This is a genomic window from Bacteroides sp. HMSC067B03 (assembly GCF_001811315.1).
Classification (GTDB): domain Bacteria; phylum Bacteroidota; class Bacteroidia; order Bacteroidales; family Bacteroidaceae; genus Bacteroides; species Bacteroides faecis.
The window spans coordinates 14835-30478 of the sequence record NZ_KV804479.1 but is presented as its reverse complement, the minus strand read 5'-3'; the positions used below and the strand labels follow the sequence as shown (position 1 = coordinate 30478).

Genomic DNA, 15644 nt, shown 5'->3' with positions numbered 1-15644 from the left:
AGTTTATTTGGACAAGTCTCCTATTTCATCCAGGTTCTTCTGGATATCTTCGTCAGTCAATGCGTAGTTCACTAAATCGCCTGCCAGATACTTATCATAAGATGCCATGTCAATCAATCCATGTCCGGACAGGTTGAACAGAATCACTTTCTCTTCTCCGGTTTCCTTGCACTGGTTTGCTTCGCGTACGGCGGCGGCAATCGCGTGACAAGATTCCGGTGCCGGAATAATACCTTCCATCTGTGCGAACAGGCAGCCCGCTTCGAAAGATTCCAGCTGCTGGATATCTACTGCTTCCATCAGGTTGTCCTTCAGTAACTGTGAAACGATGACACCTGCGCCGTGATAGCGAAGACCGCCCGCATGGATATGGGCAGGGGCGAAGTTATGTCCTAATGTAAACATCGGGAGCAGCGGAGTGTATCCGGCCTCGTCACCGAAGTCGTATTGGAATTTACCGCGAGTCAGTTTGGGGCAGGAAGCAGGTTCGGCAGCAACGAAACGGGTCTTCTTTCCTTCCAGAATGTTGTGACGCATAAATGGGAAAGAGATACCTCCGAAGTTGGAACCACCTCCGAAACAACCGATTACCACATCCGGATATTCGCTTGCCATTTCCATTTGCTTTTCAGCTTCCAGACCGATGATTGTCTGATGGAGAGTTACGTGGCTGAGTACCGAACCGAGTGTATATTTACAGTTGGGAGTCATTTGTGCCAGTTCGATAGCTTCCGAAATGGCTGTACCCAGAGAACCCTGATACGTAGGGTGAGCAGTCAGGATATCTTTTCCCGCACGGGTAGACATTGACGGAGAAGGAGTCACCTGTGCACCGAAAGTCTGCATGATGCTGCGGCGGTAAGGTTTTTGCTCGTAGCTGATCTTTACCTGATAAACGGCAGCTTCGAGTCCGAATACTTTGGCTGCATAAGAAAGAGCGGCTCCCCATTGTCCTGCACCGGTCTCGGTGGTAACGTTCGTGACGCCTTCTTCTTTGCAATAGTATGCCTGAGCCAGCGCAGAGTTCAACTTATGAGAACCGATCGGGCTGACGCTTTCGTTCTTGAAATAGATATGTGCCGGAGTTCCGAGCGCTTTCTCCAGTCCGTAAGCGCGTACAAGCGGCGTACTGCGATAATATTTATACATTTCGCGTACATCTTCCGGTATTTCAATCCATGCGTCCGTCTGGTTAAGTTCCTGATGGCACAGTTCTTTGGCAAAGATTGGATACAGATCTTCCGCTTTCAGCGGTTGTTTGGTTCCCGGATGCAACGGAGGCATTGGCTTGTTCACCATGTCAGCCTGAATGTTGTACCAGTAATGTGGAATTTCTTCTTCCGGCAGGATATACCGTTTTCTTTTGTCACTCATGATATTGTGGTTTATTAGTTTTCTGCTGCCAAAAGTAGGCAAAATTTTTAATATTCGTGTAATTTTGTCAACAAAGAATGGAATCCGATTGTTATTTTAATTAAGTTTGCACGACATAGCAAAGACGACAATAAAAAATGTGATATGAAGATTTATCATAAATTTCTGTTATATCAGAATAAACTTCTGAAACCCTATATACGCATCATACTGGGGCTGGTAGAAGCACTCACGTATCTGGCATCTCTGTTGTTGATTGTCGGAGTAGTTTACGAACATGGTTTTCCCTTGTCCCCGGGGGAAGTAGAGCAGATACAGGTCTTGTATAAAGCTGTATGGATCATCTTCCTGATTGATGTCACATTGCATATTTCGCTGGAATACCGGAATACGAAAAAGCAATATCGAAGGCTGGCATGGATATTGAGCGGATTGCTCTATCTCACTCTGGTACCTGTCATCTTCCATCGTCCGGAGGAAGAAGGAGCGATTTTGCAGGTTTGGGAATTCCTTCACGGGAAGTTCTATCATTTGGTATTGTTGCTGATCTTTTCTCTGCTGAACTTATCCAATGGGCTGGTGCGTCTTTTAGGACGCCGCACGAATCCGTCTCTGATACTGGCTGTCAGCTTTCTGGCTATTATTCTGATCGGGACGGGATTGCTGATGCTTCCGCGATGTACGGTCAATGGCATCACCTGGGTCGATTCTCTGTTTACAGCGACCAGTGCCGTATGTGTGACGGGGTTGGTCCCGGTAGATGTATCCACCACTTTCACCACCAGCGGATTGGTTGTCATTATCCTGCTGATTCAGATTGGCGGACTGGGTGTGATGACATTGACCAGTTTCTTCGCCATGTTCTTTATGGGAAATACTTCCATTTACAATCAGCTTGTCGTACGTGATATGGTCAGTTCCAATTCGCTGGGGTCATTGCTGTCCACTTTGCTGTATATATTGGGATTTACGCTGGTGATCGAAGGGATAGGTATGATATCGATCTGGTTCAGCATTCACGGTACACTGGGGATGAATCTGGAAGAAGAGCTGGCTTTTGCCGCGTTCCACTCCATCTCTGCTTTCTGTAATGCGGGTTTTTCCACCCTTTCCGGTAACTTGGGAAATCCGATGGTGATGACTAACCACAACTGGTTGTTCATTTCCGTTTCCTTACTTATCATATTTGGAGGTATCGGTTTCCCGATTCTGGTTAATTTCAAAGATATCGTATTATACCATTTGCGCCGTTTCTGGAAATTTGTACGTACCCGTAAACTGGAAAGGCATAAGGTGCAGCACCTCTATAACCTGAATACGAAAATCGTATTAATCATGACTTTCCTGCTTTTGCTGATCGGTACATTGGCTGTTGCTGCTTTTGAGTGGAATGCCTCTTTTGCCGGTATGCCTGTCGCCGATAAGTGGACGCAAGCTTTCTTTAATGCTACTTGTCCGCGAACAGCCGGTTTCAGCAGTGTCGATCTGGCATCCTTGAGTGTGCAGACTCTGCTGGTTTATCTTTTCTTAATGTGGGTCGGCGGTGGTTCGCAGTCTACGGCAGGCGGTGTCAAAGTGAATGCTTTTGCAGTAGTCGTGCTGAATCTTGTCGCTGTATTGCGGGGGAGTGAGCGGGTGGAAGTATTTGGCAGGGAACTGTCTCACGATTCTATCCGGCGTTCCAATGCGACGGTAGTCATGTCGCTGGGAGTACTGTTTCTCTTTATCTTTATATTGAGCATACTCGAGCCGGAGGCTTCTTTACTGGCGCTGACTTTCGAATGTGTTTCTGCCCTCAGTACGGTAGGATCGAGCTTGAATCTGACTCCTCAGCTGTGTGATGCGAGTAAGTTGCTGGTATCTTTGCTGATGTTTATCGGTCGTGTAGGGCTGATCACTCTGATGCTGGGAATCGTCAAACAGAAAAAGAATACAAAATACCGTTATCCGAGTGATAACATCATCATAAACTAACATCATGAAGTATATTATTATTGGTTTAGGAAATTACGGACATGTGCTTGCCGAGGAATTGTCGGCATTGGGACATGAGATTATTGGAGCGGATATCAGTGAAAGCCGTGTAGATTCAATCAAAGACAAGGTTGCTACCGCTTTTGTCATTGATGCTACGGACGAGCAGTCATTGTCGGTGCTGCCTTTGAATAGTGTAGATATCGTCATTGTTGCCATTGGTGAGAATTTCGGTGCCTCCATACGTGTTGTTGCATTGCTGAAGCAGAAAAAGGTATCGCGTATCTTTGCCCGTGCCATTGATGCGGTACACAAAGCGGTGCTGGAGGCTTTCAGTCTGGAGAAAATTCTGACACCGGAAGAGGATGCCGCCCGCAGCCTGGTGCAGTTGCTCGATTTTGGAGCGACGATGGAAGCGTTCCGTATCGACCAGGATTATTATGTGGTGAAGTTTACCGTTCCGAAGAAGTTTGTAGGATACTTTGTGAATGAACTGAATATGGATGAAGAGTTTCATCTGAAAGTTATCGCATTAAAGCGGGCGAACAGTGTCACTAATTGTCTGGGCATTTCTCTGACAGAGCTTCATGTCAAGAATGAGTTGCCCGGAGATGAAAAGGTGGAAGAAGGAGACGAACTGGTCTGCTACGGCAAATACCGTGATTTTCAGTCTTTCTGGAAAGCTATTTAAAGATACATCACGCTAAATAATAAATGAAATGCGATTAACCAACTTACTATTTACGACACTTTTACTATTTGTTTCCGTCTTTGCACGAAGTCAGAAGAGTAATGAATTTACAGTACTGCAATGGAATGTATGGCAGGAAGGTACGATGGTACCGGGAGGATATGACGCCATTGTCAATGAGATTGTTCGCCTGAAACCGGACTTTGTAACTTTCAGTGAAGTCAGGAATTACAATAAGACGAATTTCACAGCCCGCGTCTGTGCTTCGCTGAAAGAGAAGGGGCTTTCGTATTATTCTTTTTATAGTTATGACACGGGGTTGCTGAGCAAACATCCTATCACCGATTCCCTGACTGTTTTTCCCGAGAAAGACGATCACGGAAGTATCTACCGCCTGACCAGTTCGGTAAACGGGCATAAGGTAGCGGTTTACACGTCACATCTGGATTATCTGGATTGTGCATACTACAATGCCCGCGGCTATGACGGTTCTACCTGGAAGGAAATACCGTTGCCGGCATCGGTAGAAGAGATACTGAAAGTAAACGTTGCTTCCCAGCGTGACGATGCTATCCGTTTGTTTATCACTCAGGCTGAGAAAGACCTGGCAGCAGGGTATAAAGTGATTATCGGCGGTGACTTTAACGAACCGTCCCACCGTGACTGGATAGAAAAGAATAAAGATATGTACGATCACAATGGCTTCGTTGTGCCCTGGACGGTAACGACTTTGCTCGAAGAAGCCGGATTTGTAGATAGTTACCGCAAGATATATCCCAATCCCTTGACACATCCCGGCTTTACTTATCCTTCGGACAATCCGGCAAAAACTCCGGAGAAAATCACATGGGCTCCCAAAGCAGACGAGCGGGACCGGATCGACTTTATTTTCTATAAAGGCGAAGGACTGGATGCAAGGAAGGCGGTCATCTTCGGACCGAAAGGTTCTATTGTCCGCGCACAGCGCGTGCAGGAGACATCCAAAGATAAGTTCTTATTGCCGCTTGATGTATGGCCAACCGATCACAAAGGATTGTTGGTTACGTTTATCTGTAAATAATATCAGTAGCATCTATATTTTCTTCATCCTATATAAATAAAAACAAATATTATCTGTCACCTGTCACTGTTTTAGAGGTAACAGGTTGATTTTTAGGTATAAATATGGTGACGGCAACGAGTGACAGCAGTGTGATGGCAGAATTTGCCGTCACGCTACTGCCACTCGTTGTAGCTTAATTAGTTTCCACTGCTTGAAACTAGGGTTCCATCGGTGAGAAACTGTAGTTTCATCAGTAAGAAACCATAGTTCCAAAGGCTTGAAACCAAAAGTTTCGAGCGTATGAAACTAGAGTTTCAAGCAATGGGAACTATAGTTTCAAATAGGGAAACGAACTTGACTTGATATCAGTAGAAGTGCAGGAGGGAGCTAAGATGAAATAGCAACGTGAAACAGCAGTGTGACGGCAATACTTGCCATCACACTGCTGTCACACGTTGCTGTCACGGTCTTATGGTTTAATTATCAGACTATTATCACTCGTTTGGTGACAGGTGACAGCAATTTTTCAAATATATTTCTTTATGTAGACCGATTATTTTGTCAGAAGACGGATACTTCCTGCTTTCACTCCGCCGGCTTTGGCAGTCAGAATAATTTCTCCGGCTGTTTCATTCGTTTGTACGATAGCTGTAAGCATTCCGTTGAAAGCGTGCATCTTCGGAAGATGGAACAGGTCGAGACTCGTTGGGTCACCGTTGGCTCCGGCACGGTATGTTCCGGCTCCTTTGACGGAGAAGTTAATCAGGCGGTTGTCGGCAGGGCAGAGGTTTCCGTCTTTGTCTACTACTTTCACGGTTACATAAGCAAGGTCTTTTCCGTCTGCCGTCAGTTCATTCCGGTTGCTGACCAGTTCGATGTGATGAGGCTTGCCGGCTGTACGGACCACTTTTTCTGCTACTGCTTTTCCGTCTTTATCATAGGCTACTACTTTCACTTCACCCGGTTCATATACAGCATCCATCCACATCAGGCGATAACGGCTCTTCAATGAACTGTTGTTCTTGCTTTGTTTGCCATAGCTTTTGCCGTTGATAAACAGTTCGGCAGCAGGGTAGTTGGTGTAAACAAATACTGGAGTTACTTCACCTTCGCGTCCCGGCCATGTCCAATGCGGCAGGATATGCAGTGTTTCCGCTTCCTTATTCCATATGCTGCGGTATAAGTAATAGCGGTCTTTGGGCAAACTGGCGAGGTCGATAATGCCAAACATGGAACTATGATTGGGCCAGGCATTGGTATCGTAAGGAGAAGGCTCACCCAAGTAATCGAAGCCGGTCCATACAAACTGTCCTATGGTCCAGTGGTAATCGTCTGCCAATGCAAAGTCCTCGTCAGGGATATTTGACCACGAACAAGCCTCTACATCATAAGAAGAACATTGATGGTCGTCGTATATCGCACTTTTCTTATCCTCAACCGGGAATTTGTAGACTCCGCGTGAACTTACGGTAGAAGCGGTCTCACTACCCAGAATGAGATTCTGCGGAAGTTTGGAGTATGCTTCCTGATAGCGGTTGGCGCGGTAGTTCAGACCGGGAATATCGATCATGGCGGCAAATCCGTTGGCAAGCACACAAGATACCTGGTCCATGCCGCAGGTGACGGGGCGGGTAGGATCTTCACGATGACAGATGTCTTGCAGGAACTTCGCAACTTTGTATCCGACAGGGCTGCATTGGGTGGGAACCTCATTGCCGATGCTCCACATTACCACACAAGGATTGTTGCGATAGTTGTGCAGCATATTCACCATATCGCGTTCTGCCCATTCGTTGAAGTAACGGTGATATCCGTTTTCACATTTGGCGATGTCCCATTCGTCGAACGGTTCGATCATCATCATGAATCCCATTTCATCACACAATTCCACGAGTTCGGGAGCCGGCATGTTGTGGGAAGTACGAATGGCATCGCATCCCATGTCTTTCAAGAGTGTGAGCTGGTGGCGAAGTGCCGCTACGTTGATGGCTGCACCCAACGGACCTAAGTCATGGTGATTGCATACCCCCTGAAATTTGCGGTGTTTTCCGTTCAGATAGAAACCTTTGTCGGCAATATATTCAATGCTGCGGATACCGAAACGGGTAGAGTAGGTATCTACCAGCTGATTGTCTGCATACACTTTGGATACGGCTTTGTAGAGAGCGGGGCTTTCCGGCGACCAGAGTTGAGGCGCATTGACGATGAAGTTTTGTTCAAACGGCTGCCCGTGATTGATGCGTCCTTTGTTTTCTTTACGTGTCACTACCTTTCCATCCGGTGACAGGATTTCTGTCTCTATACGGATTTCCGTCTTTTCGCCGGCATTCTCTATCTTTGTCTGCAGGCGTATGGCGGCAAATTCATCACTGACATGGGGAGTGGTGATCTGCGTACCCCATACGGGGACGTGGACTTTGTCCGTCACAATCAGATGTACATTGCGGTACAAACCTGCTCCCGGATACCAGCGTGAAGACTGCGGACGGTTTTCCAGGCGTACCGCCAGTGTATTGTTCTTTCCGTCTTTATTCAGGAAAGGGGTAACGTTGCAATGAAAAGAATTGTAGCCGAAAGGCCAGAAGCAAGCCTCCTGTCCGTTGACGTATATACGCGCTTCGCTCATTGCTCCGTCGAACAAGAGAGTGACTTCCTTGTCGGCGGGAACATCGAAACTGGTGCGATACCATCCGGTTCCGACATATGGAAGACCTCCGGTACGTCCGGTTTTCAGTGATGCCTTTTTCTCAAAGTTCTGTGTGACTGCTACATTTTGCAGGTCGTTCTTCACATCGAAAGGTCCGAAGATGGCCCAGTCATGTGGGATAACGACCGATTCCCATTTAGTATCGTTGTAGTCAGTCTGCGCAGCTTCCGGAAAATCTCCTTTACTGAATTTCCAGTTCTTTTCGAGCAGCGTTTCGCTGCGCTGTGCTTGCAGCATACTGGCTGCGCTCATCAAAAGTACAGTTAGCAACTGTTTTTGGTGTTTCATGTTCATTTTCTCTTTTTCAGGTATATAAATTAGGGATTCGGGGTAAAGTTATGAAAAGGATTCAATAAATTTATCGTTTGAAGGCATTAAATGCAGAAGTCGGCTTGCCGCTGTCGTCAAATAAACCTTTGTGATACCCTTTCCAACCACCGTAGCACTGAGGCTCCCAGGTGAATACGCCCAGACATTGGTCTATTTCTTTCGCTTTTGTCACGAAGTCGGTAAAAAATGCTTCTGCTTCTTCGTAATTCCAGTTAATGCCGAGTTCGCACATCATGACCGGAGTATTATAGCGTTCGATCAGATTTTTTATGTTGCTTATGCAGTCGTTGTTCAGCTTGCGCCAGTCCTGTGTCTCTGGATCAGGGTAGAGTGACATGCCGATTACATCCCATTTGCCACCGTCTGCTTTCAGTCCGTCGAACAGCCAGATATAGCGGTTGGGATTGTTGCCTTCGTCGATATGTACAATCACTTTTGCCTGCGGATAGATTGCTTTGACGGCATCGTAACCGGAAGTTACCAGTTTGGCAAAGTTGGCAGTGTTTCCGCTGCTGGCCGCTCCGTCGGGTTTCAGCATGCCCGAACGTGTTTCGTTGCCTACCTGTACCCATTCCACATCGATGCCTCTTGCTTTGATGGCACTCAGAACATCAGTCGTGTGGTCGGCTACAGCTTTCTGCAATTCCTCGAAAGACAAGTCTGCCCAGGCAGCAGGTTTTTCCTGTCGTCCCGGATCGGCCCAGATGTCGCTATAGTGGAAATCGATCATGATACGATAACCCAGATTGTGGGCGCGCCATGCTTTGGTCACAACATCGTCTTTGTCGCACCAGCCTTCGGGATTGAAATAGCCTTCGTTTTCAGACCATCCCTGGTCGGGGTTTACCCATACACGCAGGCGGATCGAGTTCATTCCCAGATCGCGGAGCAGGGACATGCATTCGTGGTCGTTGCCTTCGGCATCATAGAACTTGTAGCCTGATTTCTCCATTTCTGTCAGCCAGCTGACGTCCGCTCCTTTGGCGAAGCCGGACATATCATACACATTCTCTTGATTTTCCGGAAATACCGGCTTTTCATCGTTGTCGTCGCAAGCGGTGAAGAAGGCTCCGCACAACAGTGCGGAAGCCATCAATATGTTTTTGAATTGTTTCATCATTGTTCTTCGTTATCTAAAGGTTATTGCTGAACGGCGGAATAAGTTCCGTCAATCAGGTTCACTGTAATTGTATAAGTACCAGCCTTCAGCATGATACCATCGCCATTGTAATATAGCTTGCCGTCGCTTCCTCCGTAGAAAGCAGTCCATGCATTTTCTACATAGAATTTGGCTCCCCATTTGGAATCTGTCGCCAGTGTGATGATACCGGAGTATTCGCCGGCAGTTCCGGTGCTTGCAATCGGGTTGAAGCTGTTGTCATTCTCTATTCCGTAGTAACAATAGATATTGTCGCCAAGAGCATACGTCTTATAAGTAAGCTCTTTCAGAGATACATCGAACAGATACAGTCCGGCATCGGGAGCAGGAATGTTAGTGCCTTGTCCGTTAATCAGCGTACCGCTTTCGGCTGTGCTGGCAGCATCATCCTTGGCGATGGTGTACATTCTGCTGGTATCCCACTCATTGCCCGATGAGAATAAGGTCATCGCATAGTTTCCATATTTGGAGTTAACGTCTACGATGCCGGCATACTTCTGTTCTTCTTTGTAATAGACTTCTATTTTGTGGTCGTATGCCCATTCAGTGTCCGGACCGATTCCCGGCAGATACAGATATTGTCCTTCTTCCGGTTCGGGTTCCGGTTCTACGGAGCCGCCTTTCTCTACGGTAGCTGTCCATTGCTGCGGATTACTCAGGTCGATGCTCAGTGTACATTCTCCTGTTTGCGGAACATTGACAGTGATATCTCCGGCAGTTTCTCCAAAGCTCAATGCAGCGTTGCTGCCACTGAATGCGACAGGGGTGTCCTTGGCTTTTGTATCGTCGATGTCATAACCGCCATTGTCGTTGAGGTTGGCGCAGGTATGGTCATACAGTTTACCGGTTCCGTCAATCCGGACGGTGATTGTTCCGGTTGCATTCGCATTGAATGTAGCGGTCCATTTCCGGCTGGTACGGTCGAATGTCATGGTGGCATTGATGTCTCCGCTGACATTTAAAGAAGGAATCAGCAGTCCGTTCCATTGCTTGCTGTTGGTATCAAATGTGATATAGTAGCAACCGGCAGTTCCGGGGAACCAGCACTTCCAGTCGCCGGCTGTAGTGAGCAGGAACGGCATTCCGGTCTCGTTGTCATTTCTCCAGATGGTACCGTCGGCTTCCTGCACCAGGAAGTTGAACCAGCCCTCTACACCGACGAAGCCCTTGTATATACCGTCGGTATTGGCGGAGAACAGGGTCATTCCTGTGGCAGTCGCATTCTGGTCGAGTACGTTGGCAAAGCGCATATCCAGCTCATACGGGGTGATGGTTACTGCTTCTACGTTGCTATAAGCCGGATCGATGTTGTTACCCGTCGTTCCTTTCAGGCGGAAGTAGAATTTTGCGGCCACATTGGCTTCCACTCCCAGATTATTAGCGACAATGTTCAGTTCGGCACCGTTGTAAGTCTTCGAAAGGGAGGTTTCGGCAGACTCTACGATAGTACCCGAGAAGTCTTCGCTCAAAGAGACTTGCATGGCGGTTTTCAGCAAATTAGTCGGTTTAAAGTTCGGATTGCTGATAGCCAGTGTACGGTCTGTCCATGCCAGCGATAACACATTCTTCTGTGCGGTCGCTTCGGTCAGTACGATGTTGTCTGTCGAAGCAATGAGTTCATTGCTTGTCAGGCTCGACAAGTAATATTTATCTCCGTCTTCTTCGCAGGCACCCAGTACGAAGAGGGCTGCCAGAGAGAGGATCAGACTATTTATTGTTTTCATATATCGTTCGTATTAGAGGATAATTAATAATTTTCATTATACAGGTTCGGATTGGCTGTAAGCTCCGTATTCGGTATCGGGTAGATATTGTACTTGCTGTTTACGGCTGTACCGCCTTTCTCGCCGCCTTTCCACTGCCACAGATATTTGTCGGTTGTGAACATGCCGTAGCGGATCAGGTCCGTACGTCTGTGTCCTTCCCAGTAAAGTTCGCGGGCGCGTTCTTTTAACAAGAAGTCAAGAGTCAGGTCGGAATCTGCTATTTTGTGCTCATCGTCACCGTATGCCCGTCTCTGAAGTTCGTTGATATAGCCCAATACCGTTCCTCTGTCACTTCCTGTGCCGCCACGTACAACGGCTTCCGCCATCATCAGATATACGTCTGCCAGACGGAACAGGGGATAATCGGTGTTCACACCGCCGTCGGCTGTATTGGAAGCCGTTTGACCATTATCTGTAAGGTTGGTCCATTTCGTTACAAAAAAGCCGTTTGACTGATCATCTATTTTATCCAGGTATTGAGTCTGGCCGCCGGTAAAGAATAAGTAGCGTTGGTCAGCCTCTCCTGTAAACAGAGCTGGTATTTCACCGCGTACGCGGAACATACCCCAGCCGCTTTTCACTCCATAGTCTTCGGGTACTTGCTTGTCGGAAGTATTACTTACCGCACCGCAAATGATATAGGTGGAAGAACCCCATGATACGGTATGCGTAGCATCTACCGGCAGGGTGAAGATTATTTCATTGGCAGTGCGCTTGTCATTATCCGCATTGAACAGGCTGCTGTAATCGTCTTCCAGAGAATATCCCTGAGCGATTGCCTGTTGGCAGGCACTGATACATTCGGTATATTTGGAAGTATTGGTGTACACTTCCGCATTCAGATAGAGTTTAGCCAGTAAGGTATACGCAGCTCCCTGTGAAGCACGGCCGTAAGGACAATTCGCTTTGTCGAGCATATCATTCACGGTGCTGTTCAGTTCGCTTTCGATATAACTGAAAATCTGTGCGGCTGTATAGCGTGGAGGGAGATAACCGCTTGTCGGGTCATTCTCCGTCACAAACGGAATGTTACGGTACAGGTCGAGTGCATGATAGTAGAACAGCGCACGCATAAACCGGGCTTCGGCACGGTAATGACGGATTTCACTTTGTTCCTGTTCCGTAAATTGTGCCAGCTTTTCGTCGGTAGCGTTGCGGATAAACTCATTGCACAATGCAATGTTGTAATAAATACGGTAGTACATATCCGATACCCACGGGTCGTTGGCATCCCAGCTGAGGTAGGTGAGGCCGGTCACGTTGTCACCGGACAACCAGGTAGAGGCTACTTCGTCCGTACCGCATTCCTGCAGGTTGAAGAAGCAACGCATGTAGTCCTGTCCGCTGTTGCTGCTCAAATCCGGATCACCGCTTTTTTCTTGTCCGGTAGTTACCATTGCCGTATAGATTTTCCCTAACACGGCTTTATAGTTTGCGGCGCTGGTGTAGATGCTGGCGGCTGTTTCGTCTTCATGCGGATACTGGTCCAAATCGCCTATGCAGGAACTTAGCAGCAGTGCGCTGCAAAAATAGAAGGCTGTATAAAATATCTTTTTCATAATGCGCTTTTTTAAGTAATTAGAAGTTGAAACCTACGTTGAGTGAGAAGGTACGTGGACGCGGGTAGAAAGAGTTGTCTACGCCGTTGGGTACTTCCGGGTCTACACCGCTGTATTTGGTGATGCAGAATACATTTTGTACCATAGCACTGACATTCAGGCTGCATCCTTTGCAGATTTCACCGAAATTATAGTTCAGTGAGAGGTTGTCCATTTTCAGGAACGAAGCATTCTCTACATAGTAGTCCGACAAGTATTGGCGGGACTGGAAACCGGTCTTCAGATAGCTCGTCGACAGGTTGTTCAACTGATAAGAGTTGTAGCTTACCGTTTCCCAGGCTCCGGTGTTCATCGCCATTGCATTGTATACATAGTTGCCGATGTTGGCACGCAGGCTGGTGCTCAATGTCCATTTCTTCCAGCGTAGTGAGGTGCTGAAGCCAAGAATATAGTCAGGAGCAGGAGAGTGGTAGCGATACAGGTCTTCGGTATTGATTTCTCCGTCGCCGTTCAGGTCTACATAGGCACCTTCTACCGGTTTACCGGTTTTCTCATCATACAGTTGGTGGTAAACGTAGAACATGTAAGGAGCATATCCTTCACTTAATGTCTGTACCTGATAGCTGTCGATATACGGACCTACGGAAGTGTTGGTAGCAGCAGCTCCGGCAGCCAGCGACAGGTTTTTCACCTTCATCTTCTGCCAGGTCATATTGAAACTGAGATCCCAGTTCCAGTCGTTGGTTTGTATCGGTGTTGCGTTCAGGCTGAACTCAATACCCTGACTGTCTACATTTCCTACGTTAGTCGTGATGTTACGGTCGAAAGTCGTTCCGGCTGCAGCGGGGACGGTTGCAATCAGATCTTCCGTTTTGCGGGTGTAGTAGTCGAAACTACCGGTAATACGGTCTTTCAGGAAACCGAAGTCGAAACCGACATTCCATGAAGTAGTCGTTTCCCATTTCAAGTCGGAAACATACGATTTGGGACGGTAAGTATAAATGTAATCATTACCCATGATAGATTCGGCACCATTCTGGCTGATAGTATAGATGGGCAGATAGTTATAGTTGCCGATACCGTCTTGCTGACCGGTCACACCGTAGCTGGCACGAACTTTCAGGTTGCTGAGTACTTTGTTGTTTTTAAGGAAAGACTCTTCCGTCACTCTCCATCCCAGTGCTACCGAAGGGAAAGTACCCCAGCGCACATTCTTGGCAAAACGGGAAGTAGCGTCCCGGCGTACGGTGGTAGTCAGCATATAGCGTGAGTCGAACGAGTAGTTCAGACGACCGTAGTAGGAGAGTAGTACATGGCGTTCATCGGTTGCTTTCGAAGTTTTCAGCACTTCTCCGAGCGTATTCATTTCACTGTAAAGAGGGTTGGTTGCTTTCCAGTACTGATAGTCATAACCGGCTGTCACATCAAAACTACTTTTGATCGGTTCCACCAGTTTATTGTAGTTGGCGTATAAAGTCAGCAGACGGTTTTCTTTCTTTTGCGGACCATAGCTGTAATCCAGGCCGGAAGTGGTGTAGTTTTGTGCAGCTTCTGCCGGAACATATACACTCCCTTTACCTTGTGCGTAATCATAACCTATCGTAGCATGCAGTTTCAGATCGGGGAAGAAGTGGACACGGTAATCCGCATCGATATTTCCGATGAAGCGTCTGACATTACTATGCGAGTCGTTCATTTGGATGAGACCTACCGGGTTCATCACTGCTCCGTTTACCGGTGCACCGGTATTGTCTACCGCCTCTGTATATCCTCCGAAAGTGTCCAGACCGGAATAAACCGGAATGGTCGGATTGATGGTAGAAGCTGCCCAGATGGCTTCCGTATTACCGAACGTGTTGTTATTGATGGAACCTTTTGCATTGATATTCAACTTCAGATGGTCTTTAAAGAAAGAAGGGTTGAGCGTAACACTTCCGGTGTATCGTTCGGCATTGTCCGTACGGAGCAGACCGCTTTGGTTGTAGTAACCTACCGATACGCGGATGGGCCAGTTCGGAGCAATCTTTCCGGTAATGCTCAGGTTGTTGTCCGTTCCGAAGGCATTCTGGTATATTTCATCGTTCCAGTCGGTGCGGGCTGTCCCCAACAAGGCTTGTTGGGCAGCTGTTCCTTGTGTCCGGATGGTGTTCACGAACTGGTCGTAACTCAACATGTCCGCTAACTTTGTACGGGTCTGAATAGAGTTGGTAGTGCTGAATGTGATTTTCATTTTGTCCGAACTTCCTTTCTTGGTAGTGATAAGGATGACACCGTTGGATGCACGCGAACCGTAGATCGCGGTTGAAGAGGCATCTTTCAGAATCGTCATGCTTTCAATATCATTCGGGTTGATGAGGCTCAGGAAATTGCCGTCATTACCGCTGATACCTCCTTGTTCCAGAGGCACACCGTCCAATACGATCAGCGGATCGTTACTTGCATTCAGTGAAGCTCCTCCACGTACACGGATCGTACTTCCGGAAGTAGGCGAACCACTGTTGGACATGATTTGTACACCGGAGATTTTTCCGTTAATCAGTTGTTCGGGAGAACTTACCAGTCCCATGTTGAAGTCTTTGCTGCTGACGTTCGTCACCGAACCGGTCAGGTCACTTTTGCGTTGCGTTCCGTATCCGATGACTACTACATCACTCAGTACTTGTGAGTCGCTTTTCATTTGTACATTCAGTACGTTGCCGTTTGCGGGGATAGCTATCACTTTAGTTTCGTATCCTACGTAAGAGAATTGTAGTTCCTTACTGTCTTTCGGTACATTCAGAGTGTAGTTTCCGTCAAAGTCGGTCACTGTACCCGTTGATGTTCCTACAATGAGAATGCTCACTCCGATCATCGGTTCTTTGTTCTCATCGATCACTTGTCCGGTCATTTTCTTGCCTCCCTGTTGGGCAAAGGCAGGAATTGCGCCTCCAAGAAAGGCTGTACATAAGATGAATAGTACAGTCAGATGGCGTAGATTTAAGATGTTACTGTTCATAATTATTGTGTAATTGATAATAGATTTATTTTATTGAAATATCGGTT

9 protein-coding genes are annotated in these 15644 nt (G+C 47.3%); 3 read left to right on the top strand and 6 right to left on the bottom strand.

Annotated elements, in window-relative coordinates; translation table 11 throughout:
- Positions 1–3 precede the first annotated feature (3 nt).
- Positions 4–1374 (bottom strand): TrpB-like pyridoxal phosphate-dependent enzyme, encoded by a 1371-nt coding sequence (locus HMPREF2794_RS24695; RefSeq protein ID WP_070752964.1) that lies wholly within the window; start codon positions 1372–1374, stop codon positions 4–6.
- A gap of 144 nt (positions 1375–1518) precedes the next feature.
- Here HMPREF2794_RS24695 and HMPREF2794_RS24690 point away from each other — a divergent pair, with 144 nt between their 5' ends.
- From HMPREF2794_RS24690 to HMPREF2794_RS24680, 3 genes are read left to right on the top strand one after another with little or no spacing between them, the layout of a single operon-like run.
- Positions 1519–3348, top strand: a complete 1830-nt coding sequence (locus HMPREF2794_RS24690; RefSeq protein ID WP_055271181.1) for a TrkH family potassium uptake protein — start codon at positions 1519–1521, stop codon at positions 3346–3348.
- A gap of 4 nt (positions 3349–3352) precedes the next feature.
- The gene (locus HMPREF2794_RS24685; protein WP_010537318.1) at positions 3353–4039 is read left to right on the top strand and encodes a potassium channel family protein; all 687 of its coding nucleotides are present in this window, start codon (positions 3353–3355) and stop codon (positions 4037–4039) included.
- 28 nt (positions 4040–4067) lie between these two features.
- Positions 4068–5099, top strand: a complete 1032-nt coding sequence (locus tag HMPREF2794_RS24680; protein WP_055271179.1) for an endonuclease/exonuclease/phosphatase family protein — start codon at positions 4068–4070, stop codon at positions 5097–5099.
- A 535-nt stretch (positions 5100–5634) separates the two neighbouring features.
- On the opposite strand, the gene galB is transcribed toward HMPREF2794_RS24680, so the two are convergent.
- The 5 genes from galB to HMPREF2794_RS24655 form a co-directional block, all read right to left on the bottom strand.
- Entirely contained in the window at positions 5635–8082 is a 2448-nt protein-coding gene (gene galB / locus HMPREF2794_RS24675; protein ID WP_010537320.1) for a beta-galactosidase GalB, read from the bottom strand.
- Positions 8083–8146: 64 nt separating this feature from the next.
- Entirely contained in the window at positions 8147–9235 is a 1089-nt protein-coding gene (locus HMPREF2794_RS24670; protein WP_029425438.1) for a glycoside hydrolase family 53 protein, read from the bottom strand.
- A 23-nt stretch (positions 9236–9258) separates the two neighbouring features.
- The gene (locus tag HMPREF2794_RS24665) at positions 9259–11001 is read right to left on the bottom strand and encodes a DUF5114 domain-containing protein (protein WP_070752962.1); all 1743 of its coding nucleotides are present in this window, start codon (positions 10999–11001) and stop codon (positions 9259–9261) included.
- 23 nt (positions 11002–11024) lie between these two features.
- Complete coding sequence (locus HMPREF2794_RS24660; protein ID WP_070752961.1) at positions 11025–12602, bottom strand: RagB/SusD family nutrient uptake outer membrane protein; 1578 nt, start codon at positions 12600–12602, stop codon at positions 11025–11027.
- A gap of 19 nt (positions 12603–12621) precedes the next feature.
- Complete coding sequence (locus HMPREF2794_RS24655) at positions 12622–15597, bottom strand: SusC/RagA family TonB-linked outer membrane protein (protein ID WP_070612442.1); 2976 nt, start codon at positions 15595–15597, stop codon at positions 12622–12624.
- Between the last annotated feature and the right edge of the window lie 47 nt (positions 15598–15644).

Bases quoted from the DNA above. Each gene is read 5' to 3' on its own strand.
- HMPREF2794_RS24670 (WP_029425438.1), bottom strand. From the start codon at position 9,235: ATGAAACAATTCAAAAACATATTGATGGCTTCCGCACTGTTGTGCGGA.
- HMPREF2794_RS24660 (WP_070752961.1), bottom strand. From the start codon at position 12,602: ATGAAAAAGATATTTTATACAGCCTTCTATTTTTGCAGCGCACTGCTG.
- HMPREF2794_RS24680 (WP_055271179.1), top strand. From the start codon at position 4,068: ATGCGATTAACCAACTTACTATTTACGACACTTTTACTATTTGTTTCC.
- HMPREF2794_RS24685 (WP_010537318.1), top strand. From the start codon at position 3,353: ATGAAGTATATTATTATTGGTTTAGGAAATTACGGACATGTGCTTGCC.
- HMPREF2794_RS24655 (WP_070612442.1), bottom strand. From the start codon at position 15,597: ATGAACAGTAACATCTTAAATCTACGCCATCTGACTGTACTATTCATC.
- HMPREF2794_RS24665 (WP_070752962.1), bottom strand. From the start codon at position 11,001: ATGAAAACAATAAATAGTCTGATCCTCTCTCTGGCAGCCCTCTTCGTA.
- HMPREF2794_RS24695 (WP_070752964.1), bottom strand. From the start codon at position 1,374: ATGAGTGACAAAAGAAAACGGTATATCCTGCCGGAAGAAGAAATTCCA.
- HMPREF2794_RS24690 (WP_055271181.1), top strand. From the start codon at position 1,519: ATGAAGATTTATCATAAATTTCTGTTATATCAGAATAAACTTCTGAAA.
- galB (WP_010537320.1), bottom strand. From the start codon at position 8,082: ATGAACATGAAACACCAAAAACAGTTGCTAACTGTACTTTTGATGAGC.